The 25,714-nt window shown below is 68.3% G+C and carries 19 protein-coding genes; 15 read left to right on the top strand and 4 right to left on the bottom strand.

Annotated features, from left to right (window positions below; genetic code table 11):
- Nucleotides 1-88 precede the first annotated feature (88 nt).
- From VG566_RS19885 to VG566_RS19845, 9 genes are all read left to right on the top strand, one after another.
- Nucleotides 89-2,101, top strand: coding sequence for a FimV/HubP family polar landmark protein (locus VG566_RS19885; RefSeq protein WP_241884334.1), 2,013 nt, complete (start codon nucleotides 89-91; stop codon nucleotides 2,099-2,101).
- A 26-nt stretch (nucleotides 2,102-2,127) separates the two neighbouring features.
- On the top strand, nucleotides 2,128-2,490 hold the full coding sequence (locus VG566_RS19880; protein ID WP_014647889.1) for a VOC family protein: 363 nt from the start codon (nucleotides 2,128-2,130) through the stop codon (nucleotides 2,488-2,490).
- 32 nt (nucleotides 2,491-2,522) lie between these two features.
- Nucleotides 2,523-3,293 (top strand): tRNA pseudouridine(38-40) synthase TruA, encoded by a 771-nt coding sequence (truA, locus tag VG566_RS19875; protein WP_014647888.1) that lies wholly within the window; start codon nucleotides 2,523-2,525, stop codon nucleotides 3,291-3,293.
- A complete protein-coding gene (locus tag VG566_RS19870) occupies nucleotides 3,290-3,946 on the top strand; it encodes a phosphoribosylanthranilate isomerase (RefSeq protein ID WP_014647887.1) in 657 nt (218 codons plus the stop codon). Before truA ends, VG566_RS19870 begins: the two co-directional genes overlap by 4 nt.
- A 168-nt stretch (nucleotides 3,947-4,114) precedes the next feature.
- Nucleotides 4,115-4,789, top strand: a complete 675-nt coding sequence (locus VG566_RS19865) for a hypothetical protein (RefSeq protein ID WP_014647886.1) — start codon at nucleotides 4,115-4,117, stop codon at nucleotides 4,787-4,789.
- Entirely contained in the window at nucleotides 4,786-6,804 is a 2,019-nt protein-coding gene (locus VG566_RS19860; RefSeq protein WP_014647885.1) for a hypothetical protein, read from the top strand. Before VG566_RS19865 ends, VG566_RS19860 begins: the two co-directional genes overlap by 4 nt.
- 85 nt (nucleotides 6,805-6,889) lie before the next feature.
- A complete protein-coding gene (locus tag VG566_RS19855) occupies nucleotides 6,890-12,277 on the top strand; it encodes a DNA repair ATPase (protein ID WP_241884335.1) in 5,388 nt (1,795 codons plus the stop codon).
- A 2-nt stretch (nucleotides 12,278-12,279) separates the two neighbouring features.
- Nucleotides 12,280-12,981, top strand: a complete 702-nt coding sequence (locus tag VG566_RS19850) for a hypothetical protein (protein WP_219634367.1) — start codon at nucleotides 12,280-12,282, stop codon at nucleotides 12,979-12,981.
- 44 nt (nucleotides 12,982-13,025) lie between these two features.
- A complete protein-coding gene (locus VG566_RS19845; RefSeq protein WP_014647882.1) occupies nucleotides 13,026-14,135 on the top strand; it encodes a toxic anion resistance protein in 1,110 nt (369 codons plus the stop codon).
- A gap of 71 nt (nucleotides 14,136-14,206) precedes the next feature.
- Here the strand turns inward: VG566_RS19845 and VG566_RS19840 are convergent, their stop codons facing one another.
- Nucleotides 14,207-15,094, bottom strand: a complete 888-nt coding sequence (locus tag VG566_RS19840; protein ID WP_164077420.1) for a LysR substrate-binding domain-containing protein — start codon at nucleotides 15,092-15,094, stop codon at nucleotides 14,207-14,209.
- 97 nt (nucleotides 15,095-15,191) lie between these two features.
- Between VG566_RS19840 and trpB the strand changes: the two genes are divergently transcribed.
- The 5 genes from trpB (at nucleotide 15,192) to glmM (ending at nucleotide 20,395) form a co-directional block, all read left to right on the top strand.
- Nucleotides 15,192-16,409, top strand: coding sequence for a tryptophan synthase subunit beta (gene trpB / locus VG566_RS19835; protein ID WP_032957499.1), 1,218 nt, complete (start codon nucleotides 15,192-15,194; stop codon nucleotides 16,407-16,409).
- Nucleotides 16,406-17,086 carry a hypothetical protein gene (locus tag VG566_RS19830; protein WP_049407824.1) on the top strand — a complete coding sequence of 227 codons (681 nt, stop codon included), beginning with the start codon at nucleotides 16,406-16,408 and terminating at the stop codon, nucleotides 17,084-17,086. Before trpB ends, VG566_RS19830 begins: the two co-directional genes overlap by 4 nt.
- Before the next feature lies 1 nt (nucleotide 17,087).
- Entirely contained in the window at nucleotides 17,088-17,897 is an 810-nt protein-coding gene (gene trpA, locus VG566_RS19825; protein WP_014647878.1) for a tryptophan synthase subunit alpha, read from the top strand.
- A 261-nt stretch (nucleotides 17,898-18,158) separates the two neighbouring features.
- Complete coding sequence (accD, locus tag VG566_RS19820) at nucleotides 18,159-19,034, top strand: acetyl-CoA carboxylase, carboxyltransferase subunit beta (RefSeq protein ID WP_005410473.1); 876 nt, start codon at nucleotides 18,159-18,161, stop codon at nucleotides 19,032-19,034.
- Entirely contained in the window at nucleotides 19,034-20,395 is a 1,362-nt protein-coding gene (gene glmM / locus VG566_RS19815) for a phosphoglucosamine mutase (protein WP_014647877.1), read from the top strand. The genes accD and glmM overlap by 1 nt, the downstream gene beginning before the upstream one ends.
- A 78-nt stretch (nucleotides 20,396-20,473) precedes the next feature.
- Here glmM and VG566_RS19810 read toward each other — a convergent pair whose 3' ends face one another.
- Genes VG566_RS19810 through VG566_RS19800 form a run of 3 tightly spaced genes read right to left on the bottom strand, consistent with a single transcriptional unit; the run spans nucleotide 20,474 to nucleotide 24,367 of the window.
- Nucleotides 20,474-21,331, bottom strand: coding sequence for a polysaccharide deacetylase family protein (locus tag VG566_RS19810; protein WP_049407821.1), 858 nt, complete (start codon nucleotides 21,329-21,331; stop codon nucleotides 20,474-20,476).
- The gene (locus tag VG566_RS19805) at nucleotides 21,324-22,469 is read right to left on the bottom strand and encodes a glycosyltransferase family 4 protein (RefSeq protein WP_075076294.1); all 1,146 of its coding nucleotides are present in this window, start codon (nucleotides 22,467-22,469) and stop codon (nucleotides 21,324-21,326) included. The genes VG566_RS19810 and VG566_RS19805 overlap by 8 nt, the downstream gene beginning before the upstream one ends.
- A 20-nt stretch (nucleotides 22,470-22,489) precedes the next feature.
- Complete coding sequence (locus tag VG566_RS19800) at nucleotides 22,490-24,367, bottom strand: DUF3413 domain-containing protein (RefSeq protein ID WP_075076295.1); 1,878 nt, start codon at nucleotides 24,365-24,367, stop codon at nucleotides 22,490-22,492.
- Nucleotides 24,368-24,561: 194 nt separating this feature from the next.
- Between VG566_RS19800 and VG566_RS19795 the strand changes: the two genes are divergently transcribed.
- Nucleotides 24,562-25,497, top strand: coding sequence for an isopenicillin N synthase family dioxygenase (locus tag VG566_RS19795; protein ID WP_014647873.1), 936 nt, complete (start codon nucleotides 24,562-24,564; stop codon nucleotides 25,495-25,497).
- Nucleotides 25,498-25,714: the final 217 nt, after the last annotated feature.

The following is a 25,714-nucleotide window of genomic DNA, read 5'->3' as shown; positions in this document are numbered from 1 at the left end:
GGGGGGTTCTGGGCGCCCTGCGGCCGGCACTACCGAAGGTCCCCATCGGTGGGTGCGGACCGCGGTCCGCACGCTTTATAGTGTCGCCATGAATAAACGGGCCAGGGGCGCAAAGCGCCCCCTCCTCTATCTTTCCACCGCGCTGCTGGCCCTGGCCAGCAGTTCGGCGCTTGCCCTGGGCTTGGGCGACATCCGTGTCCTGTCCAAGCCGGGCCAGCCCCTGCTGGCCGAAATCCCGGTGGTCTCGGCCGATCCGTCCGAGCTGGAGAACCTGCGTGTCGCGTTGGCCTCACCGGTCACCTTCGAGCGCGTCGGCCTGCAGCGGCCGACCGGGCTGGTGGGCGAACTGCAGTTCGAACTGACCCGCAATGCGCAGGGCAGGGCAGTGGTGCGTGTGACCTCGCAGACGCCGGTCGAGACCCCGTCGCTGAGCTTCCTGATCGAGGCGGACTGGGGCCAGGGCCGCCTGGTGCGCGAGTACTCGGCGCTGGTCGATGCACCGTCCAGCGCACTGGCCGTGGCCGAGCCGGAAATCATTGCACCCGCAGGTACGCTCTCCAACACCATCGCCCGTGAGGCCGCCCCGGCGCCCGCCGCCGCGAAGAGCGTGAGCGCGCCTGCGCCGTCCACCGCCACCACGCCGGCACCCGCACCGGCTCGCCCGCGTGCAGTGGCTGCACCCGCTGCCGCACCGGCAGCCGATGGCAGCGTTACCGTCCAGCGTGGGCAGACCTTGTCGCAGATCGCCAGCGTGGTGGCCCGCGGCAACCAGGTCAGCCGCGACCGCGCAATGATTGCGCTGCTGCGGGCCAACCCGGAGGCCTTCATCCGTGGCAACGTCAACCTGCTCAAGCAGGGCGCCGTGCTGCGCATGCCCGGCAGCGATGCACTGGCGGCGGTCGATGCCGCCGAGGCCGCCGCGCTGGTGCGCGAGCATGCCGCACAGTGGCGTCAGGCGCGCACCGTGCCGCAACCGGCGGGTACTGTCGCCCCGGTCGCCACGGCGGGAACCACGAACGCTTCTTCCCCGGCTGCGGCCACTGGGGCACGACTTGAAATCGCTCCGGCGCTGGCCTCCGACGCCGCGCACGCGGGCTTAACCACCGGCACTGCAGCCGGCAGCGAGGGTGACATGCTGGGCAACGAACAACTGCGCCAGGCACGCGAGGACATCGCGACCCGCGATGCCGAGATCGGCGAGCTGAAGCAGCGGGTGGCCGACCTGGAAAAACTCAAGGAACAGCAGCAGTCGCTGATCGCGATGAAGGACAACGACCTGGCCGCGGCGCAGCAGCGCCTGGCGCAGGCACCGGATGCCCGCGATGCGGCAACGCCGTGGTACTGGCTGGGTCTGCCGGTGCTGTTGCTGGCGGCCGGCGCGGCCTGGCTGCTGCGTCGTCGCAAGCCGTCGCCACTGCCGCCGCTGCGCGAGGAAGGCGACGCCGCCGGCCTGGCCGCTGCGGTACCGGCCGGCGCGGCGCTGGATACGCTGGCCGAGCAGTCTTCGTGGTCGACGGGGGTGTCCGACAGCGGCCGCCAGGAACCGGCGATGCCTGTCTGGGCGACCGAAGCCGAGGTGCAGGATGACGTGGCTGCCGAAGCGGTCGCCGACGTCGCCGCCCAGGCTGACTGGCAGGCGCAGACGCTGCGCGATGACGAAGTGGTGGAGCTGCCCGGGGCCGTGACCGACCTGCCGCGCTGGGACGAGCCGGTGGCCATGCAGGACACCCCCGTGCAGGATGAGCCGCCCGCGCAGGCGGTCCCTGACGAGATCGCAGTACCGGACTACGCGCTGCACGCCGAACAGCAGCCGCAGTTCCGCGGCGTGTTCGACCTGCCGGCCGAGCATCATGACGGCGGGGATTCGAGCGCGGCGCCGCACGACGCGCTGGCCGCGGCCGCGCATGAAGACGGTACTGCCGCGCCGGCCAGCGATGCCGGCTGGGCGCCGCGCGCCGGGCAGGAACGCCTGGAACTGGCCATCGCCTACCTCGACCTGGGCGATGCGCAGACCGCACGGACGTTGCTGCTGGAAGTGGCCGAGGGCGGCGACCTGCACTGCCAGGCCCAGGCTCGCGAACTGCTGGCCCGCCTGCCGTGACCGAACCCGCCGACAAGGACCGTGCCATGAGCCGCGAGCGCCGTATCGACTACGTTGAATTCGCCTCCAGTGACCCGGCCGACAGCCGCGCCTTCTTCGAAAAGGTGTTCGGGTGGTCGTTCGTCGACTATGGCAGCGACTACACCGCCTTCGACGATGGCCGCCTGCAGGGCGGCTTCTTCCGCGGCCAGCCGCAACGGGCCAGTGACAGCGGCGCGCCGCTGCTGGTGCTGTATGCCGACCAGTTGGCGCCCATCGAGGCGGCGGTGCGCGACGCTGGCGGTGAGATCGTACGGCCGGTGTTTTCTTTCCCCGGTGGCAGCCGCTTCCAGTTCGTCGAGCCCGGTGGCAACGAACTGGCGGTCTGGTCCGAACGCGATCCGGCCTGAGCGCCGCCCCTCCCGCAACATCGAGGTAGCACATGCGTTACGCGCTTGGCGTCGAGTACGACGGCAGCGATTTCAGGGGCTGGCAGAACCTGGGCGAGGGTGGTCCCAGCGTGCAGGCCAGCCTTGAGCAGGCCCTGTCGTCGGTGGCCGATGCGCCGCTGCAGGTGGTCTGTGCCGGTCGCACCGATGCCGGCGTGCACGGCCAGTGCCAGGTCGTGCATTTCGACACCGACGTGGTGCGCGATCCGCGCGCCTGGATGCTGGGCACCACCACCCGCCTGCCGCGCTCGATCGCGGTGCGCTGGTGCGTGCCCGTGGCCGATGATTTCCACGCCCGCTTCTCGGCGCGGGCACGCCGTTACCGTTACCGCCTGCTCAACCGCGAAGTGCGGCCGGCGCTGCAGCGGCAGACCCTCAGCTGGGAGCGCCGTGCGCTGGACGCGGGCCTGATGCATGCCGCCGGCCAGGCCCTGCTCGGCGAGAACGACTTCAGCGCGTTCCGCTCGGTGCAGTGCCAGGCGCTGCATGCACGGCGTGAACTGCAGTCGCTGCAGGTCAGCCGCCAGGGCGAGGTGATCGAGGTCGCCGTGCAGGGCAATGCATTCCTTCATCACATGGTCCGCAATATCGTCGGATCGCTGATCCTGGTGGGCAGTGGCGAGAAGCCGGTGGAATGGATCGCCGAACTGCTGGCCGGGCGCGATCGCACCGTAGCCGGTCCCACCGCACCGCCGCAGGGCCTGGTGTTCCTTGGGCCCCTGTACCCCGACAACTGGCATCTGCCCGCCGAGGTCACGCTATGAGCCGCTCCTACTACCGCACGCGCATCAAGTTCTGTGGCATGACCCGGGCCGGCGACGTCCGCCTGGCCGGTGAGCTGGGCGTGGACGCGGTGGGTTTCATCTTCGCCCGTGAAAGCAGCCGCCGGGTCGCTCCGGCCGAGGCACGCGCGATGCGCCAGGCGATCGCGCCCATGGTCGACGTGGTGGCGCTGTTCCGCAACAACAGCAAGGAAGAAGTGCGCGAGGTGCTGCGCACGGTACGACCGACCCTGCTGCAGTTCCACGGCGAGGAAGACGAGAGCTTCTGCCGCAGCTTCAACATGCCGTACCTGAAGGCGATCGCCATGGGCGGCCGTGAAGAGATCAACGCCCGCACCCTGCAGCTGCGCTATCCCAGCGCCGCCGGCTTCCTGTTCGACAGCCACGCGCCGGGCGGCGGTGGCGGCACCGGCGTGGCCTTTGACTGGGGCCGGATCCCGACCGGCCTGCATCGCCCGTTCCTGCTGGCCGGCGGCCTGAACCCGGAAAACGTCTACGACGCGGTGCTGGGTACCCTGCCGTGGGGCGTGGATGTCTCCAGTGGCATCGAACTGGAGCCGGGCATCAAGGACGGCTACAAGATGCGCACCTTCGTCGAGGAAGTGCGCCGCGCCGATTGCACGGTTCTCGAGTGATTGGCGTCATTATTTGCCGTGATTTGGACCTGGATTTGAGCCTGCACGCATTCTTCACATAGGATGGTCCCAAGCGCGCCTGCCATGAGGGCTGGCGCGGGGATCGACGGGACGCGCGCGGCGCGTCCCGAACGGGCGGCCGCCGCCCACAGCCCAGGAAGGCAAGCGATGCAGGAGTTTCTCACCGTCGTACTCGGTTACCCGACGCTGCCGTACAGCATTCTGCTGTTGGTGTCGGTGATGTATTGGGCGGTTGCGGCGTTCGGCCTGGTCGATGACGGTTTTGGCAATCTCGGCGCCGATGGCGCGCTCGAGGCGGGGACCGACCTCAGTGGCCTGTCGGCCATGCTGGCGCGCTGGGGCCTGGGTGGCGTCCCGATCATGGTGGTGGTCACCCTGCTGAGCCTGTTCGGCTGGCTCATCACCTATTTCATCCATCTGTTCGTACTGCTGCCGCTGCCGGACCTGCTGCGCTGGGGCCTGGGTACGCTCGTGGCGGTGCTGGCACCGCTGCCAGCGGTACCGCTCATCGCGCTGATCCTGCGCCCGGTCCGGCGCTTCCTGCTGCGCCTGCGGCCGGTGCCGCAGGCATCGCTGCTCGGCCGGGCCGGCGTGGTCGCATCGCCGAAAGTGGACGCACGCAGCGGTCATGCCACGGTCGATGATGGCGGCGCCGGGCTGGTGCTGCAGATCCGCAGCGACATCGAACTGCAGCGTGGCGAGCGCATCGTGCTGGTCGAGCACATGGCCGAACAACACTATTACCGGGTGGTCCGCGCCGATGCGATCGCCCTCGATTTCCAGGACAACCTGCTTCCGGGCAACAAGGAGACTCATCAATGACGTTGGCATCCCTCTTACCGTTCCTGGCCGTCGCCGGCGGCCTGCTCGTCCTGCTGCTGGGCGTGGCCGGGCTGTTCAAGGCCTTCTACCGCAAGGTCGACCAGGGCGTGGCCCTGATCGTCAACGACATGAGCTCCACGCCCAAGGTGCACTTCACCGGTGCGCTGATCATCCCGGTGCTGTACCGCGCCGAGCTGATGCGGATCAGCCTGATCACCCTGCAGATCGACCGCCGTGGCAAGGAAGGCCTGATCTGCCGCGACAACATGCGTGCCGACATCGCCGTGGCCTTCTACCTGCGGGTGAACGAGACCCAGGCCGACGTGCTGCGCGTGGCCAAGGCCATCGGTGCCGACCGTGCGTCGGACAAGCATGCCGTCGATGAGCTGTTCAACGCCAAGTTCTCCGAAGCGTTGAAGACGGTCGGCAAGAAGTTCGACTTCACCGAACTGTTCGAGAAGCGCCAGGAGTTCCGCGACGAGATCATCGCGGTGATCGGCAACGACCTCAACGGCTATGTGCTGGAAGACGTGGCGATCGATTACCTGGAGCAGACCCCGAAGGCGCTGCTGGACCAGTTCAACATCCTTGACGCGCAGGGTATCCGCAAGATCACCGAGCTGACCGCCGCGCAGAACGTGGTGACCAACGAGCTGGAGCAGAACGAGAAGCTCGCCATCACCAAGAAGAACGTGGAAGCGCGTGAAGCGCTGCTGGCGCTGGAACGCCAGCAGGCCGAAGCCGAAGCACGCCAGAAGCGCGAGATCGAGACCATCCGCGCGCGAGAGGAGGCCGAGACCGCCAAGGTGCAGGAAGAGCAGCGCCAGCTGTCCGAGAACGCCCGCATCGAAGCACAGCAGCTGATCGAGATCCGCGACCAGAACCGCCTGCGCGAAGTGGAAGTGGCCGAGCAGAACCGCCAGCGTGCCGTGGCCATCGAGGCCGAGCGCGTGGAGCGCGCACGCCAGCTTGAGCAGGTCACCACCGACCGCGAAGTGCAGCTGCAGGGCGTGGAGCGCGACAAGGTGGTCGAGCAGGGCAAGATGGACGTGGCCAACATCACCCGCGAACGCATCTCCATCGACAAGACCGTGGCGCAGGAGGAAGAGCGCATCAAGGAAGTGCGCGAGGTCTCCGAGGCCGACCGCCAGAAGCAGGTGCTGATCCTGGAAGCCGAGGCCAAGGCACAGGAATCGCTGGTGCGCGAGGTAAAGGAAGCGCAGGCACGCGAGACCGCTTCCAAGCACCGCGCAGTGGAACTGACCACGCTGGCCCAGGCCGAACACGAAGCAGCCGGCAAGCAGGCCGAAGCCAAGCGCCTGCTGGCCGACGCGCTGCGCGCCGAGCAGGCCGCACCGGGCCTGGCCGAAGCGCAGGTGCGTGAAGCTTCGGCACTGGCCATCGAGAAGGTCGGCATCGCCGAGGCCCGCGTGATCGAAGCCAAGGCCGAAGCCAGCCTGAAGCAGGGCAGCAACGAAGCCCGCGTGCTGGCCGAGACCCTGCAGGCGCAGGCGCAGGGTGAGGAGAAGATGGGCCTGGCCCGTGCCACCGCCACCGAATCGCTGGGCAACGCCGAAGCCGGCGTGGTGCAGAAGAAGCTGCTGGCCGAAGCCGAAGGCCTGGTGCGCAAGTTCGAAGCGATCGCTTCGCTGAGCGACCAGGCACGTGGCCACGAAGAGTTCCGCATGATGCTGGACAACAGCCTGAAGCAGGCGCTGGCCTCGATCGAAGCCGGCAAGGAAGTCTCGCGCGAGAACGCCAACGTCATCGCCAGCGCGCTGCGCAACGCCGATATCGATCTGGTCGGTGGCGACGGCGGCATGTTCGAGAACCTGGTCAAGGCGGTGTCGCTGGGCAAGTCGATCGAAGGCTTTGCCGGCAAGAGCCCGATCGTGCAGGAGCTGATGCAGCGCTACCTGGGCGTGGCCGTGGCCGAACCGGCGCCGCGCCAGATCGCCGAGGATGCCGAAGCGGTGCCGACCGTGTCGGCCACCGTGGTCGACAGCGCCCGTTGATGCATGGGGCGATGGCTGCTGCGGCCATCGCCCGCCCGCGCCGGCCGCAACCGCGGCCGTCCGCCCGTGAGCCGGAAGCCTGCTGATGTCTGATACCCATCCGTCCGCCGAATCCACTGCACCGGAGGCCGGCGGCACTACCGTCGACCAGGCCGTTGCCCAGGGCGGTGCCTATGAAGTCCTGCGCCGCCGCCTGGCCGAGCAGGGCCAGCGCCTGCAGGGCCTGGCCGAAACGCTCAACCGCCAGCGCCTGGCCGAGTTCGGCGACAGCCGCCTGGAGGTAGTCGGGCGCTTCCGCATCCGCAGCGAAAACAACTGCGTCGGCCGTGACATCGTGCAGGTCGGGCCGGACCGCCTGCTGTTCGGCTACAACGTGTTCATCGGGCTGAAGACCCAGACCCGCATCGAGGACGTGTTCGGCCTGTACCGGCTGGTGCAGGGCAGCGACGGCTACGACGTGGCGGCGCTGGAGCTGAAGGGCAGCTTCCTCGACCAGCCCGGCTTCGTGCACGACTTCAACGAACTGTACGCCTACTACAAGCACGCGCGCCTGCTGCAGCTGATCGTGGTGGGCGACAAGCTGCTGGCGTCGTTCCAGATCGGTGAGCGCAGCAGCGACGTGCGCGTGTTCCGCTGGGCGCTGTCGCGCGATGGCGAACTGACCTATCTGGATGCGCGCGGTGAGCGCGATATCGCACTGCCGCCGCCGTTCGACTTCGAATGGACCCGGGCGACCCGCGACCTGGCGGTCAATGGCCGCCATTCGCACCTGAACATCCTCGATACCCTGTTCGTGGAGACCACCGGCGGCGACCTCACGATCAAGGTCGAGAACAACACCGAGACCGGGCAGGGCATCTACAGCGAACCGGTGGAGGACAGCACGCAGTCGCTGGACGACGCCCAGTTCGAATTCGCCCGGGTCGGCTCGCTGGTGCTGCTGAAGGTGCTGCCGTACCGCGAGACGGAGTGGCGCGGGCTGATCTACAACACGCTGACCGGCGGCATCGTGCGCAACGATGCGATCGTACAGGCCTGCGTGCAGCTGCCCGAAGACCACGGCGTGATCTTCCCGGGTGGCTATTACCTGCAGGGCGGCGAGCACAAGGCGTTCGACGCCTCGATGGCCGGCATGCAGTTCAAGCGCAGCATCCGTTCGCCCAACGGCGAGGACGTGCTGTACATCTTCTACGAGCGCGAAGGCGGGCGCTCGGCGCTGTTCGTCTACAACACCATCCAGCGCGTGCTGCAGAACCCGGTGTTCGGCCATGGCTACGCCTTGATGCAGGACGGGCGCATGGTGCTGTTCCATGCCGAAGGCAGCGAGCCGACCCGCATCCATCCGATGCAGGTCTGGCAGACCCCGTTCAGCAGTGACGAGTTTGCTGCAAGCCGGCCACCCGGCAACACCTTCATGGGACGCATCGGCAACGCCGAACTGGTGCGGGGCATCTCCAACCTGTTCAACCTGGCGCGCGAGATCGATGGCCAGGACGTGTCGGTGCAGCGCCACCAGCGCCTGGTGGCCGACACCCGGCGCCTGTTCGATGCCCACCACTGGTTGGGCGACGCGGCCTGCGATGGCGCCGAGGCGCTGCTGCGGCAGATCAGCGCCACCGGCGAATCGGTGCTGGACGAGTACGAGAAGGTGCAGTCGATCCGTCAGCAGTCGGCGCAGGCGATGGTCGAGGCAGAGGCCGCGCACAAGGCGCTGCTGGGCCGGCTGCAGCCGCAGAACTGGAACGAGGTGCAGGCCTTCGTCGAGGCCCTCAATGCGATCACCGCATTGCGTGGACGGCTGCTGACCATCCGCGAGCTGCGTTACATCGACACCGCGCGCATCGAGACGATGACGGCCGAGCTGGTGGAGGCGCAGGATCGTGTCGGCGCCGCCACGGGTGACTTCCTCGCCGGCGATGCCGCGCTGGTGCCGCTGACCACGCGCCTGCAGGCGCTGGATGAGGCTGCGCAGCAGGCGCAGAGTGCCCGCCAGCTGGATGAGCAGCTGGAGGGGCTGCGCGGGATGGCGGCCGATCTGGATATGCTGTCTGAACTGATGGCCGGCCTGAAGGTGGACGATGCCACCGCCCGCACCCGCGTGGTCGAGTCCATTTCGGTGCTGTACGGCCGCCTCAACCAGGCCCGCGCGCGTGCCGATCAGCGCCGCAGGTCGCTCGGCTCAGCCGAGGCCGTGGCGCAGTTCGCCGCGCAGTTCGCGCTGTTCTCGCAGTCGATCACCAGCGCGCTGGCGCTGGCCACGGACCCGGAGCGTGCCGACGAGCAGCTGTCGCGCCTGCTGGTGCAGCTGGAGGAGCTGGAGAGCCAGTTCGGCGAACACGAGCAGTTCCTCGGCGACATCCTGAGCAAGCGCGAAGAGCTGGTTGAAGCCTTCGAAACGCACAAGCAGGCGCTGCTGGATGACCGCCAGCGCAAGGCACGTTCGGTGCTGGATGCGGCCAGCCGCATCCTCGATGGCCTGGCCAAGCGCACCGAGCGCTTCGCCACCGCCGATGAGCTCAATGCGTTCTTTGCCGGCGATCCGCTGATCCTCAAGCTGCGTGAGCTGGCCGAACGCCTGCGCGCGTTGCATGACAACGTCAAGGCCGACGACATCGAAGCGCGCCTGAAGGGCGTGCGTGACCAGGCGGTGCGCCAGCTGCGTGACCGCAGTGATCTGTACGAGGCGGGCGGCAACGTGGTGCGGCTGGGGCCGCGCCATCGCTTCAGCGTCAACACCCAGGCGCTGGACCTGACCCTGCTGCCGCGTGGTGACACGCTGGCGATCCATCTGACCGGCACCGACTTCCTGGAGACCCTGCACGATCCGGAGCTGGATGCGCTGAAGCCGTTCTGGCCGGTCACCCTGGACTCCGAATCACCTGCACTGTATCGCGGCGAGTATCTTGCCGGCAGCCTGTTGATGGCCGCGCAGGAGGGGAGCGACGGGCTTGACCTGGCCACGCTGCAGCACGACGTCGCCACGCCCGAAGCACTGGACCAGCGCGTGCGTGCGTTTGCCGCACCGCGCTACCGCGAAGGCTACGAGCGCGGCATCCATGACCATGATGCCGCGCTGATCCTGCGTGCGTTGCTGCCCTTGCAGCAGGCGGCCGGCAGCCTGCGGCATGCACCGCGGGTGCGTGCGCTGGCGGTGCTGTTCTGGGCTGCCGAGCAGCGGCGCGAAGCGGTGGCGCAATGGCCGGCCCGCCAGATGGGTGCTGAAGCGCTGGCACGCCTGCTGGGGTCCGATGAAGGGCGCCTGGCGTTGCGTGCGGAAATGGCCGAGGCACTGCTGGCGTATGCGCAATCCCACGCGTTGCCGTTCGATGCCGATGCCGCAGAGGCCGCGGCCGCCTATCTGGGCGAGGAACTAACGGCCGGCGAACCGGTGTTCAGCAGCAGCCGCCATGCCGTAGCGCTGCTGGAGGCACTGGCTCGGCAGCTGGAACAGGCCGGGCAACGCGAGGCGGTCGAACGCGCCCTGCAGCGCAGCCAGGATCCGCTGGCCACGCGCTGGGCGCTGGCCGGTCAGTGGCTGCGGGCGCTGGCGCGGATGCCGGCGCATGCCCCGCATGCCGGCTACGTCGACGAGGCTGCAGCACTGCTGCTGGTGCAGCGCCAGCTGCGTACCCGTGCCAGCGACGCCGCGCTGCAGGCGGAGGTCAGTGGCCTGCTGGGTGAACACGCACGCATCAGCAACGGCACGCTGGTGGTATCGCTGGATGATTTCCTGGCGCGCCTGAAGCAGCACCTGCGTCATTTCGTGCCAGCGTTCCATGCCTACCAGGCGCTGCGCCAGGGCATCATCGGCCGCGAGCGCGAGACCCTGCGGCTTTCCGAGTTCAAGGCGCGGCCGCTGTCCTCGTTCGTACGCAACAAGCTGATCAATGATGTCTACCTGGGCGTGATCGGTGACAACCTGGCCAAGCAGATGGGCACGGTCGGCGAGAACAAGCGCAGCGACCTGATGGGCCTGCTGATGATGATTTCGCCGCCCGGCTACGGCAAGACCACGCTGATGGAATACGTGGCGCACCGCCTGGGCCTGGTCTTCATGAAGATCAACGGCCCGGCGCTGGGTCACGAGGTGCGGTCGCTGGACCCGGCCCAGGCACCGGACGCGACCTCGCGGCAGGAGCTGGAGAAGCTCAACCTGGCGCTGGAAATGGGCAACAACACCATGCTGTATGTGGACGACATCCAGCACACCCATCCCGAGTTCCTGCAGAAGTTCATCTCGCTGTGCGATGGCACCCGCCGTATCGAGGGTGTGTGGCGCGGTCGCACCCGCACCTACGACATGCGCGGCAAGAAATTCTGCGTGGTGATGGCCGGCAACCCGTATACCGAGTCCGGCGAGGTGTTCAAGATTCCGGACATGCTGGCCAACCGTGCCGACATCTACAACCTGGGTGATGTGCTCGGTGGCATGGAGGCGGCCTTTACCCTCAGCTACATCGAGAACAGCCTGACCTCCAACCCGGTGCTGGCGCCGCTGGCTACACGCGACATGGCTGACCTGTACACGCTGGTCGACCGGGCGATGGGCAAGGAGGTCTCGACCAACGGCCTGAGCCACGCCTACAGCAGCGCGGAGATCAACGAAATCACCGCCACCCTGCAGCGCATGCTGCGCGTGCGCGACGTGGTCTACCGCGTCAACCAGCAGTACATCGCCAGTGCCGCGCAGGACGACCGCTACCGCACCGAGCCGCCGTTCCGGCTGCAGGGTAGCTACCGCAACATGAACAAGCTGGCCGAGAAGATCTCGCCGGTGATGAACGAGGAGGAGCTGCAGCAGTTGATCTCCGACCACTACCTGGGCGAGGCACAGCTGCTGACCACCGGCGCCGAAGAAAACCTGTTGAAGCTGGCCGAGCTGCGCGGCGTGCTGGACGACACGCAGGCGCAACGCTGGACGCAGATCAAGCGCGACTTCCTGCGCAACAAGGCCATGGGGGCCGACGACAGCGATGTCGGTGGGCGCGTGGTCGCGCAGCTGGCCGACATCGCCACCGCCCTGCAGCTTCCACCGCCGGCGCCGGAAGCGATTGCCGTTGCCGACCCGGCACCGTGGCCGGCGTTGCTGGAGGCCCTGCATCGTCTTTCTGAAACACGTCCGGCCGCCGCGCCGGTGCCGGTCGCGGCAGCCGCCAGTGTGCCGACGACGGTCCTGGCCGACGACCTGCAGGCTGGCCTGGCACCGTTGGTGGAACTGTTGGCGGCATCGCAGGCGCAGCAGGCACAGGTGTCGCAGACCCTGGCCGCGTTCGCCGGCTGGGCGCGGCAGCAGGTCGAGCGTGGGGTGCCGAACAGTGCGGTGGCGCAGCGTGCGCGTGTGCGCCGTGCCACGACGCCGGAGGAGCGCGCGCTGGATGAGGCGCTGATGCGTCACTTCTACGGCGAGTCGTTGCCGCCGGACGACGGTGAGGAGATTCCAGCGACGACACCGAAGCCGCCGCCGCTGCCGTGACCATGCAGGCGCCACTGCCGCCACCGAGCTTGCCGGACACGGCCGATGTCGCCGCGCTGGCCGACTATGGTGCGCCGTTGCTGCAGGCGCTGGCGCGGCGCGAAACACCGTTGCCGCCGGGCGCGGGCGCAGGGCTGGTGGCCGCACTGGCACGCATCGCGCTGGCCCTGCAGGCCGATAACCCGGCGCAGATCCGGCAGCAGGCGGGCTGGTGGGGACGCCTGCTGGGGCGCGATGTCGATCGCGAGGCGGAAGGACGTGCGCTGCAGTCGCAGCTGGGCGTGCTGGCCCTGCAGGCGCGCGAGCAGGCCCGGCAGCTGCAGCAGCAGCTGCAGCTGCGGGCCATGGCCATCGCCGGACATTCAGCGGCGGCCGCAGCGCTTGACGCCTGGGTCGAGCTGGCAGCGGTGCGGCTGGCGTCGCTGGATACCGCCGGCCAGGCCGCGCTGTCGCAACGGCTCGATCACCTGCGCCGGCTGGCCACGCTGCGCCGTCTCGAGGCCGGCCAGTGGCAGCTCCTGCAGGACCAGGACAACGTGCTGCTGCAACGCTTCGCGCGCATCCATGACGTCCTGTTGCCAGCCTGGCGGCAGGCCGCCGCGGCGGGCCAGGCCGCGGCCGGCGCCACATTGGCGGCGAAGGCCGCCACGCTGCACGCACAGATCGATGACGAGGTCGCGGCGGCTCAGGCTAGACTGCCTTGAGCCGGCCGCCGCTGCCGCTTACCCAACTGCAAGGAGACTGCCCGATGACCCAGGACAGCCAGACCCCCGGTGCCCTCGTGCCCGGCACGACTACCGCCGTTCCGCTCGATGAAGGCGCATTGCAGGCGCTTGGCCTGGTCCGCGAGGATCTGCCGCGCATCGCCGAGATCCGTCTGGAGCTGGATGACCTGCGCCCGGGCAACCTGCAGGTCTTCGGTCGCGAAGCGGCCACGCGCACCGCAGCGTTTTCCAGCCAGTTGCTGGACCAGGTGCGCAATCGTGACCTCGATGCCAGCGGCGAGAAACTGGGCGAAGTGGTGCGCATCGCACGCAGCCTGAAGCTGGACGGCTTCGCGCAGCGGTCGAAGGTGCCGGTGATCGGTGGCCTGATCGACCGCCTGCGCGTATCCAAGGGCGAGCTGGTGCAGAAGTTCAGCGACACCAATGCGCAGATCGAGCAGCTGCTGGGTGATGTCGGTGTGCAGCAGGCGTTGATGGGCAAGCGCGTGGGCGAGTTCGACCGCATGCATGACATCGTCCGCGAAGAACGCCATGCGCTGGGCCTGTATGCTGCGGCCGGCAAGCAGCGCCTGGCCGAACTGCAGGCCGAGCAGCAGGCCGGGCAGGGCAGTGAGGATCCGCAGCAGCGCATCCGCCAGAGCGAAGTCGACAACGCGATCCGCCTCCTCGAAAAGCGCGTGTCCGACCTGCAGCTGATGCAGCATGCGGCCGACCAGTCGCTGCCGATGATCCGCCTGATCCAGGCCAACGCGCTGCAGCTGATCGAGAAGTTCAACACGGTGCGCGAGATCACCATCCCGTCGTGGAAGCGCCAGTTCGCCATCCAGCTTTCGCTGGGTGAGCAGAAGGCCGCGGTCGAGCTGTCCACCGCCATCGACGATGCCACCAACGAGCTGATGCGCCGCAACGCCGACCTGCTGCGCCAGGCCTCGGTGGATACCGCGCGCAGCAACCAGCGCGGCGTGATCGACGTGGCGACGCTGCGCCACGTGCACGACCAGTTGATCGCCACGGTCGAGGAAGTGCGCAGCATCCATCGCGAAGGAATGCAGCAGCGGCAGCAGGCCGAAGTCGAGCTGTCGCGCCTGCGCGAAGACCTGCAGCAGCGACTGGCCACCCCGACTGCCAGCTGAAAAAAGGGGACGGAGGGGATTAAGTCGTTTGTGCCACTTGCGACTTAATCCCCTCCGTCCCCTTTTTGTTGTCAGCGCAGTTGCTGGCCCAGCCAGTCGGCCAGCGCATCCACGCGCCCATCTGCCGGTCCATCCGGTCGCGCCAGCACCCAGAAGCCACCGGTGGCGGCAAATCCCCACGGCGCGACCAGTCGCCCGGCGGCCAGGTCCTCGGCCACCAGTGGCTCGGGTGCGATCGCCGGGCCCAGCCCGGCCACCGCTGCCTCCAGCAGGTAGTACAGGTGTTCGAAGGCAGTACCCAGCTGCAGCTTCGAGGTGTCCAGATCGTGCGCTTGCGCCCACGCCGGCCATGCCTGCGGCCGTGAGCTGGTGTGCAGCAGCGTCTCCTGCAGCAGCGCCGAGGGCGGCACATGCCGCAGTCGCTGCGCGGCCGGATGCGAGGGGGCCACCACCACGCCGACCCGTTCCGGCGCCAGCTCACGCACCTGCCAGCCCCGGGGCCACGGCCCCTGCGCCAGCAGCAGCACCGCGTCCAGTGCGGCCTGCGCCTCGGTGAAGCTGCCATCCAGCGCCGACCACTGCAGGCGTACGCCGGGCAGGGCGGCCTGCAGTGCGGGCAGGCGCGGAATCATCCAGCGCGCCAGCACGCTGCCGCTGCAGCCCAGCACCAGCGCCGGGGCCGCCGTCGGCCGGCGCAGTTCGCGCACGCAGTCTTCGATGCCGCTGAAGGCCTCGCTGCACGCTGCCTGCAGGCGCGTGCCCGCAGCGGTCAGCCGCAGGCCGCGACCGGCCCGCTGCAACAGCGCCAGGCCGAGGTGGTCTTCCAGCAGCTTCAGCTGGCGGCTGACCGCGCCGTGGGTCACGTGCAGGTCCTGCGCGGCGCGGCCAACCCCGCCCAGGCGGGCGGTGGCCTCGAACGCGCGCAGCGCATTGAGCGGTGGCAACAGCGAACGGCTCATGTGAGATTTCCTGACGGTATACGCCAGATAATATCCATTTTCCGGTCACGACCCGTGCGCTAGAGTATCCACCTGTCTCGAACCAGCGGTCGCTTCCATGTCTGCCTCCCCCATTGCCGACTACCACGCCTTCCCGGATGCCCAGGGCCATTTCGGCCGCTACGGTGGCAGCTTCGTTGCCGAAACCCTGGTCGGCCCGCTGCAGGAACTCGCCCAGGCCTATGACCAGGCCCGCCAGGATCCGGCATTCCAGGCCGCCTACGACCGCGACCTGGCCCACTACGTGGGCCGGCCGAGCCCGATCTACCACGCCCAGCGGCTGAGCGACCATGTCGGCGGCGCGCAGATCCTGCTCAAGCGCGAAGACCTGAACCACACCGGCGCGCACAAGATCAACAACACCATCGGCCAGGCGCTGCTGGCGGCGCGGATGGGCAAGAAGCGCATCATCGCCGAGACCGGTGCCGGCCAGCACGGCGTGGCCAGCGCCACGGTTGCCGCGCGGTTGGGCCTGGAATGCGTGGTGTACATGGGCGCCACCGACATCGAGCGGCAGAAGATCAACGTCTACCGCATGAAGCTGCTCGGCGCGACGGTGGTGCCGGTCACCTCCGGTTCGGCCACTTTGAAGGACGCGCTCAACGAAGCGATGCGCGACTGGGTGACCAATGTGCAGGACACCTTCTACATCATCGGTACGGTCGCCGGTCCGGATCCCTACCCGCGCATGGTGCGCGACTTCAACGCCATCGTCGGCCGCGAGGCACGCGAGCAGATGCTGGCCGAGTACGGCCGCCTGCCCGATGCGATCACTGCCTGCGTCGGCGGCGGCAGCAATGCCATCGGCCTGTTCCATGCCTTCCTCAACGACCGCCAGGTCGAGATCGTCGGCGCCGAGGCCGCAGGTGATGGCATCAGCACCGGTCGCCATGCTGCATCGATCGCCGCCGGTCGCCCGGGCGTGCTGCATGGCAACCGCACCTATGTACTGTGCGACGACGACGGCCAGATCATCGAGACCCATTCGGTGTCGGCCGGCCTGGACTATCCGGGCGTCGGCCCCGAACACGCATTCCTGGCCGATACCGGCCGCGCGCGCTACCTCGGCATCACCGATGACGAAGCACTGCAGGCCTTCCACCTGCTGGCGCATACCGAGGGCATCCTGCCGGCGCTGGAGTCCAGCCATGCGCTGGCGCAGGCGATCAAGCTGGCGCGTGAGCGTCCGCGTGACCAGATCGTGCTGTGCAATCTGTCCGGCCGTGGCGACAAGGATGTGCATACCATCGCCGCGCGCGAAGGGCTGGTGCTGTGAGCGCGCTGCTGCGCAACAGTGGCGTGCTGCTGCTGGCGCTGGGGTTGGCCGCGTGCCAGCCGCCGGAGCCGCCTCTGCTGGCACCGGCCGCCAAGGCCACCACGCAGCCGGCACAGCAGGCGGCCGCGAATGATGACCTCGACCCGATGGCACGTGCGCCGATCGTCGATCCGCCGTCCACGGAAGATATGGACAGCGATGGCGCGCCCGCGGTGGTCTCGGTGGCGCTGGACCATGCCGGCGAGGTGCTGATCGGCCAGCACATGGGCGATCTGAAGGCACTCGGGCCGTGGACCGCGCAAGGGGCGGTCGAAGCCATCGGCGGCAGTTGCGAGTACTACGACGGCAAGGGGCTGCCGCCCGGCGTGTCGATGATGACCGATGAAGATCGCGTCGTCCGTTTCGATCTCGGCCTGGATCCGGACAGCGGGGCGCCGACCCAGCAGCCCGGTCCGTTCGGCCTGCGTGTCGGCATGACCCGCGCCCAGGCCATGGCCCAGTTCCCGAAGCCGCCGGTATCCAGCCCGCATGCCTACGACGGTGACCAGGGCGAGTACCTCACCTGGCAGGACCCGGGTTCGGACCTGGGTATCCGCGTGGAACTGTTTGAAGGGCGGGTCACCCAGATGTACTGGGGAACCAGCGATGCGATTGAACTGATTGAAGGATGTGCCTGAAATGTCCGTATCCCGACTCGATGCCTGTTTCCAGCGTCTGCGCGAACAGCAGCGCAAGGCGCTGATCCCCTTCGTCACGGCCGGTGATCCCTCGCTGGAGGCCACCGTGCCGGTCATGCACGCACTGGTCGACGCCGGCGCCGACGTGATTGAACTGGGCGTGCCGTTCTCCGACCCGATGGCCGATGGCCCGACCATCCAGCGCAGCTCCGAGCGCGCGCTGGCGCGCGGCGCCGGCAGCCGCTACGTCCTGCAGGCCGTGGCGCAGTTCCGCGAGCGCGATGCGCAGACCCCCGTGGTGCTGATGGGCTACCTGAACCCGGTGGAGATCCACGGTTACGCGGCCTTCGCCAAGGCCGCCGTCGACGCCGGCGTGGACGGCGTGCTGCTGGTCGACCTGCCGCCGGAAGAAGCGGGCGACGCCCAGCAGGCATTCGACGCAGCCGGCCTTGCGCTGGTACTGCTGGCGTCGCCGACCACCAGTGAGGCGCGAGCCGACAAGCTGCTGGCGCTGGCCCGTGGCTATCTCTACTACGTCAGCTTTGCCGGTGTCACCGGCGCGTCCGAGCGCCTGGACAGCGATGCCGCCAGTGCCCGCCTGCAGGCGTTGCGCGCGCGTGCGTCGGTGCCGGTGGTGGCGGGCTTCGGCATCAAGGATGCCGCCAGTGCCGCGGCCATGGCCCGCCAGGCCGACGGCGTGGTGGTGGGCAGCGCGTTGGTGGCGGCGCTGGCCGAAGCGGGCTCGGCGGAAGAGGCCGCGCAGCACGCCCGGGCCTTCCTCGCCCCGCTGCGGCAGGCGCTGGACGCGTAACGGTAGTGCCGGCCGCTGGCCGGCATCCTCCTGAGGGCTCGCGTGCAAGGGCTGCCGGCCAGCGGCCGGCACTACCCATCGGTCTGCACGCAAGGGCTGCCGGCCAGCGGCGGGCACCGCCCCAGCACCTAAACGTACGTCCCAGCATGGTTTTTTCCGGCTGCCCCGTGGCTGGCAAGGGGGTGCACGGGCGGGGAAAGCGGAGCTAGACTGTCCGCCTTTGCGGCCCCCGGGCCGCCCTGAACGGAAGTGTCCTCCCGCATGAGTTGGCTCAGCAAGTTGATGCCGTCCGGCATCCGCACCGACAACACCCCCAGCAAGAAGCGCAGTGTCCCCGAGGGCCTGTGGGAAAAGTGCAGCAACTGCGGCAGCGCGTTGTACCGTCCGGAACTGGAAGAGAACCTGGAAGTCTGCCCGAAGTGCGGCCATCACATGGCGATCCGTGCGCGTGCGCGCCTGGCCGCCCTGTTCGATGCCGACAGCACCACCGAGATCGGTGCGCGCCTGGGGCCGACCGACCTGCTCAAGTTCAAGGACCAGAAGAAGTACAGCGAGCGCATCAAGATCGCGCAGAAGAACACCGGCGAGTACGACGCGCTGATCGCCATGCGCGGCCTGCTCAAGGGCCGTGCGCTGGTGGCATCGTCGTTCGACTTCGCCTTCATGGGCGGCTCGATGGGCTCGGTGGTCGGCGAGCGTTTCGCACTGGCCGCGGAAACCGCGGTCGAGATCGGTGCGCCCTACGTGTGCTTCTCGCAGAGCGGTGGCGCCCGCATGCAGGAAGGCCTGTTCTCGCTGATGCAGATGGCCAAGACCTCGGCCGCGCTGGGCAAGCTGCGTGAAGCCGGCCTGCCGTACATCTCGGTGCTGACCCATCCGACCACCGGCGGCGTGTCGGCCTCCTTCGCGATGCTGGGTGACATCAACATCGCCGAGCCGCAGGCGCTGATCGGCTTCGCCGGCCCGCGCGTGATCGAGCAGACCGTGCGCGAGAAGCTGCCGGAAGGCTTCCAGCGCTCGGAATTCCTGCTGGAGCACGGCGCCATCGACCAGATCTGCGACCGTCGCGAAATGCGCGACCGCCTGTCCGATCTGCTGGCAATGCTGGGCCGTCAGCCGGCGCCGGAGGTGGCTTGATGGGAGGCCGCAAGTACTTCGGTACTGATGGCATCCGTGGACGGGTCGGCCAGGGCGTGATCTCGGCCGACTTCGTGCTGCGCCTGGGCAACGCCCTGGGCCGTGTCCTGGTCGACCAGCGCGGCCAGGACGGGCGCCGGCCGATCGTGGTGATCGGCAAGGACACCCGCATCTCCGGTTACATGTTCGAAGCGGCACTGGAAGCCGGCCTGGTCGCCGCCGGTGCCGACGTGCAGCTGCTGGGGCCGATGCCGACCCCGGCGGTGGCGTTCCTGACCCGTACGCTTGGCGTGGACGCTGGCATCGTCATCAGCGCCTCGCACAACCCGCACTACGACAACGGCATCAAGTTCTTCTCCGCCCAGGGCGAGAAGCTCGACGATGCCACCGAGCTGGCCCTGGAAGCGGCGCTGGACATCCCGTTCACCACCGCCGAATCGGAAAAGCTGGGCAAGGCGTCGCGTGCGCGCGAAGCGGTCGGCCGCTACATCGAGTTCTGCAAGGCCAGCGTGCCGCGCGCGTTCGACCTGCGTGGCGTGCGCCTGGTGCTGGACTGCGCGCACGGCGCCACCTACCAGATCGCGCCGCTGCTGTTCCGTGAACTGGGCGCCGAGGTGATCGGCATTGGTGCCGAGCCCAACGGCGTCAACATCAACGCCGGCGTGGGTTCCACCCACATCGACAACCTGGCGGCCAAGGTCCGCGAAACACGCGCCGATCTCGGCATCGCCTTCGATGGGGATGGCGACCGCGTGCTGATGGCCGACGACCAGGGCAACCCGGTCGACGGCGATGACCTGCTGTATATCCTGGCCCGTGCATGGAAAGCCGAAGGCCGCCTGCGCGGCCCGGTGGTCGGCACGCTGATGAGCAACTACGGCGTCGAGAAGGCATTTGCCGACCTGCAGATTCCGTTCGTGCGCAGCAATGTCGGCGATCGCTACGTGCACCAGGCGCTGATGGAAGGCGGCGGCGTGCTCGGCGGTGAAGCCTCCGGCCACCTGCTGTGCCTGGATCGGGCCACCACCGGCGACGGCATCGTCAGCGCGCTGCAGGTGCTGGTGGCATTGCGCAACAGCGGGCAGACCCTGCGCCAGGCGCTGGAAGGACTGGTGCGGGTGCCGCAGAAGACGGTCAACGTGCGGCTGGGCAATGTCTCGGCCAAGGCCACTGTGCAGGCCGGCAGCGTGCAGGCCGCGCTGGCTGTCGCGCAGCAGTCGGTGGCCGGTCGTGGCCGTGCGTTCCTGCGCCCGTCCGGTACCGAGCCGGTGGTGCGGGTCACGGTCGAGGCCGATGATGCGACGCTGATGCAGGACACGCTGGATCGACTGTCCGCGGCGGTACGTGAAGCCGCCGCCTGAGGCCGCTGCACATCCGCCCAACGAAAACGCCCCGGAATGCCGGGGCGTTTTCGTTGAAGGGGCAGGGCGGTGGGTTGCCTACGGCCCCGGCACCATCTTCTTCTGGCGTGCCTTGAAGCCATTGAACAGCGGTGCGATCAGCGGGTTGTAGCTCTGTGCGATGCGTTTTCGCAGCCAGCTGGCCGGGCGGTTGCGGATCGCGAAACGATAGATGCGCTCCGGGTCGCCGCCCACCACATTGCGTCCGAACGGGTGGGTGGTATGCAGGTAGCGGAAGCCGTGCTCGCGCGCCACCTCGATGTGGTCCTGGTCGAAATCGCCGTAGGGCCAGCACAGCGTATCGGACACCTCGCCAAGCTTGTCCTGCAGGACGTCGCGCGAGACTGCCAGGTCGTGGCTCAGGCCGGCACGGCGCTGTGCGCGGTCCAGGTCGTCGCGGCGCAGCCAGCGGGTGTGGGTATGGGTGTGGCAATGCACTTCGAAGGTGCCGGCGGCGATGGCCGCGCGCGCTTCGCTCCAGCGCATCATCACGTCGTCGCTGCGGTTCTGCTCGTAGATCGCCGCTTCGCAGCCGCGATGGTCCGGCGTGGCAGGCAACGTTGCCCCGGCAAGCCCGGCGTGGGGCCGCTCCGGGCCTTCGCCCATCCAGCCGGTGACCACGAACACCACCGCGTGCATGCCGTACTTCTGCAGGATCGGGTGCGCATACACCCAGTTGTCCAGGTAGCCATCGTCGAAGGTGATCACGATCGACTTGCGCGGCACCGGCTTGCCGGCCAGGAAGCCGGCGTACTGGTCCAGTGTCAGCGACGTCCAGCCGTTGCCGGCCAGCCACGCGATCTGGCTTTCGAAATTCTCCGGTGACACGGTGATCATGCCCGGCGACGGACTGACGTGGTGGTGCATCAGCACCGGTACGGTTCGGGCATCAGCCATGTCCCAGCTCCTTCAGCCACTGGTGGTAATAGTGTTCGGTGGTCTCACCGTGGCCGTCGGGAGTGAACCGGTGCGCGCTGCGCATCCAGTCCCACCCGGCGCGGCCCATCTGCCGCCGCCGTTCCGGATCGTCCACCAGCAGGCGCAGGGCGCCTGTCAGGGCTGCATTGTCGCCCAGCCGGGTGAGGATCGCATTGCTGCCATCCATCACCATCTCCGGCACGCCACCCACCCGCGTGGCCACGATCGGCACCCCGACATAGGCGGCCTCCAGGAAGACGGTACCGGCCGCTTCCTTGTGCGATGCCAGCGCGAAGATGTCGAAGCCAGCCATCAGCCGGCATGCGCCGTCGCGATAGCCGAGCAGATGGACCTGCTGCTGCAGCCCGTGCTCGTCGCGCAGCGCCTGCAGCCGGTCCATGACCGGCTGGCCATCGCCGACCACCACCAGGTGCAGGTTCGGGTGCGTCTTGCACAGCGGCACCATCGCCTGCAGCAGGTCGGCATGACCCTTGGGTTCGCGCAGCACCGCCACGCAACCGACCACGATGTCCTGTTCGCCGAAGCCGAGTTCGGCGCGCACGTCCGCGCGTACCTCCTGCAGGCATTGCCAGGGGTCGTCCTTGCGGATTTCGCTCCAGCGCGGCGGGACCGCGATGGGCGGCACGATACCGATGTGTTCGGCCGGAATGCCGCGCGCGGCCAGCAACTGCTTGACGAAGCTGCTGACGGTCAGCACCCGGTGCGGCAGGCCGGTATAGGTCAGCAGCGAGTTGACCGGGCTCATCAGGTGGCGCGAGCGCACCACCAGCGGCGTGCCGCCCAGGCGTGCACCGGCGGCGGCGATCAGTGCGTCACGGCGGCTGGTGGTGTTGACCACGTCATAGCGTTCGCGGCGCACCAGGCGCGAGACCGACCAGATGCCGCGCAGCAGGCGCAGCAGGCCACCCATGCGCAGGGTATGCACGGTGAAACCATCATCGCGTGCCAGCTGGGCCAGTCGCGCTTCGGGCTGGCACAGCAGCGCCACCTCGTGGCCACGCGCGCGCATCACCTGCATGTGGCGGAAGATGTAGATCTCCTGCCCGCCCATTCCCTTGGCGGCTTCAGTGTGCAGGATGCGCAGCGGACGGTTCATGCAGGATCGATCCTTGAGGGTCAGCGGTTGCGGAAGCGGGTCAGCGCTTCCCATGCAGTGCGTACGGCGGCCGCATCGGGCGCCTGCTGTGGCAGCGGCCGGTAGCGCAGGTCCAGGGCGGTGGCGTTGCCGAACTTGTCGAACACATAGATGGCATCGCCATGGCGCACCGCGCGCTGCGACCAGCTTTCGACCACCAGCGCACGCGTGCCCTGCGGCTCGGCCAGCAGGTCCTGGCCGGTGCTGTAATCGGCCGGTGCGTTCTCGCAACCCAGTGCGTGGCGCATCAGTGTCGGCACCCAGTCTTCGTGCGAGCTGGTGCGTGCGTCGTGGCCAGCGGCCTTGCCCGGCCAATGCAGCACGAACGGGACCTGCAGCTGATAGTCGGAGAAGTTGCCGTTGTGGCCCCAGTAGTTCAGCTTGAGGTCGTTGAACTCTTCGGCATGGTCACCGGTGACCAGCACGATGGTGTCCTCGGCCAGGCCCTGTGCGCGCAGGTCGTCCAGCAGCGAGCCGATCAGGCTGTCGGCATAGTGCACGGCGGTGCGGTAGCGGTTGAGTTCCGGCGTCGGGTCATGCTCCGGGCCGAATTTGAGGAAATCGATATCGGCGGCCATCGGTGTGGCCACCGCCGGATAGCCCTCGGGCATGTGGTAGGGCGCATGGGTGGAGTCGAGGAACACGAAGCCGAACCACGGGCGCTGCGCGGCCTGGCTGGCGCGGATGTCCTGCTGCAGCGCACTGATGATCGCGCGGTCGCGGCCGTCTGACTTCAGCGCTGCCGGCCCCTGGTGCAGCTGGTCGCGGACATCGGCGAACACCGTGCGATCGAACTCCGGGCTGTACAACGGCGCACTGCCGTACAGGTGCAGGTCGTAGCCCTGCTGGCCCAGCACCTGGAACAGCTGCGAGCCACGCTGCTCGTCAAGCATGCTCGGCCAATAGCCGCCGGGCAGGCCGTAGAGCAGTCCGAACAGGCCGTAGCGGGTGGCATTGCCGGTGCTGAAATGGTGGTCGAAGACGCGCGCATCCTGCGCCAGCGTCGACGTGTTGGGCATCAGCTGCGGTGTCAGCACATCGTGGCGCAGCGACTCCAGTACCACCATCAGTACGTTGGGACGATGTGGGCTCTGGCAGCGCAGCGGATGCAGCGGGTACAGCAGCTGCGCATGGCGCGGGTCGGGCAGGCCGGCGTGCTGTTGGCTGACCACGCCCAGGCGCCGCATGAAGCTCTTGGCCGTGATCGGCTGCGCCCACGGCAGGTAGTTCCACTGCGCGATCACATCACGGTCGCCGCGGGCGTCGTAGTAGGCCGTGGCGACCTGGCCGCCGGCCATCAGCAGCGCGACCACCGCCCAGGCCTGCAGCACCCGTCGACGGCGCGGCGCGGCCGGCAGCAGTTTCCAGCACGCCCAGGCCAGCAGGCCCTCGGCGGTGAAGACCGCGGCAACCAGCAGGCCGACCTGCAGCCAGGTCTTCCAGGACAGGGCAACCTGGTCCTGCAGGGCGCCGCCGAACACCATGTTCACAACCATGGCATTGAGGTGGAAGCGGTACAGGGTGAAGACCTTGGCGTCGACCAGCAGCAGGCACAGCCACAGGCCCTGCAGCACGGCCGCGCTGATGCTCAGCGTACGCGCGCTGCGTGGCCACAGGCCCAGCAGCAGCGGCAGCAGGCCGGCCAGCGCACCGAACGCGAGCAGGTGGCCGGGCAGGGCGACCGCCAGATAGGCCAGGCCGGCGCCGCCGCCCGGATTGTCACGCAGCGGTACGTTGCCCAGCGCAATCGCCGCGGCCAGTACCGCATTGCCGGCGATGAACAGCGACCACCAGGCCAGCCGCCGCCAGCGCCGGGCGGAACCTTCAATGGCAGGGGCGGCAGGGGCAGCTGCGGGCATGGTGGGGCAGGTTCAGGGGGTGCAGGAGAGGGGCGGGGCCAACGTGACGGAAGCGTTGCTCCGCGCGCGGGTCGCGCATTGTATCGGTTTGTTTCCGTGTATCGAGTGGCGTCCCCCGGGCGATCTGTCACAATGTTCAGGCGGGCCATGAATGCGTTGGCCCCCTCAGACCCAACGACAAGCCAGGAACCGCTGTGAGCCAGATCCCCACCCTCGACATCACCCGTTTCGACAGCGACCGCGAGGCCTTCGTGGCCGAGCTGGGCGCGGCCTACCGCCAATGGGGATTCGCGGGCATCCGTAACCACGGCATCCCGCAGGCCGACATCGACGCGGCCTACGATGCCTTCAAGGCTTTCTTCGCCCTGCCGGAAGAGGTCAAGCGCAAGTACCACGTGGCCGGCAGCGGCGGCGCCCGCGGCTACACCCCGTTCGGCGTGGAAACCGCCAAGGGCTCCAAGCATTTCGACCTGAAGGAGTTCTGGCACATCGGCCGCGAGATCGCCGACGATTCCAAGTACCGGGACGTGATGGCGCCGAACCTGTGGCCGGCCGAGGTCGAAGGTTTCCGTGAGCGCGGTTACGGCCTGTATCAGGCGCTGGACAACCTGGGGTCGCGCGTGTTGTCCGCGTTGGCCCTGCACATTGGCCTGCCGGAAGACTTCTTCGCCGACAAGACCAACTTCGGCAACTCGATCCTGCGCCCGATCCACTACCCGCCGATCACCACTGACGACATCCCGAACGTGCGTGCCGGTGCCCATGGCGACATCAACTTCATCACCCTGCTGGTCGGCGCCAGTGCCGCAGGCCTGGAAGTGCAGTCGCATGACGGCGAGTGGGTGCCATTTACGTCAGATGCGGACACGATCGTGGTCAACATCGGCGACATGCTGCAGCGCCTGACCAACCACGTGTATCCGTCGACCATCCACCGCGTGGTCAACCCCCCGGGTGACCTGGCGCGCCAGCCGCGCTATTCGGTGCCGTTCTTCCTGCACCCGAACCCCGACTACCTGATCGACGTGCTGCCCTCGTGCATCACCCCGGAGAACCCGAGCCGGTATCCGGAGGCGATCACCGCCCACGGCTTCCTCGAGGAACGCCTGCGCGAGATCAAGCTGAAGTAAGGAAAAGTGAGGCCGCCGAAAGGCGGCCTTTTTCTTTGCAGGGTTGCACCCTGCACCCGCGGTAGTGCCGGCCGCTGGCCGGCAAGTCCAAAGCCAAAGCGGCTCTGGGGTGTTCCGTGGGGAGGCGGGGAGGTGTCGGATGGCGGGGACGCCGTAAACCCATCCCTGGGGGCTTGGCCACGGCATCCATGCCGCGGACACCCCGCCATCCGACACC

This window comes from Stenotrophomonas sp. CASM114, assembly GCF_049384325.1.
In the GTDB taxonomy this organism is placed as follows: Bacteria; Pseudomonadota; Gammaproteobacteria; order Xanthomonadales; family Xanthomonadaceae; genus Stenotrophomonas; species Stenotrophomonas muris.
The sequence above is the reverse complement of the archived record's forward strand: the minus strand, read 5'-3'. Positions and strand labels throughout refer to the sequence as shown.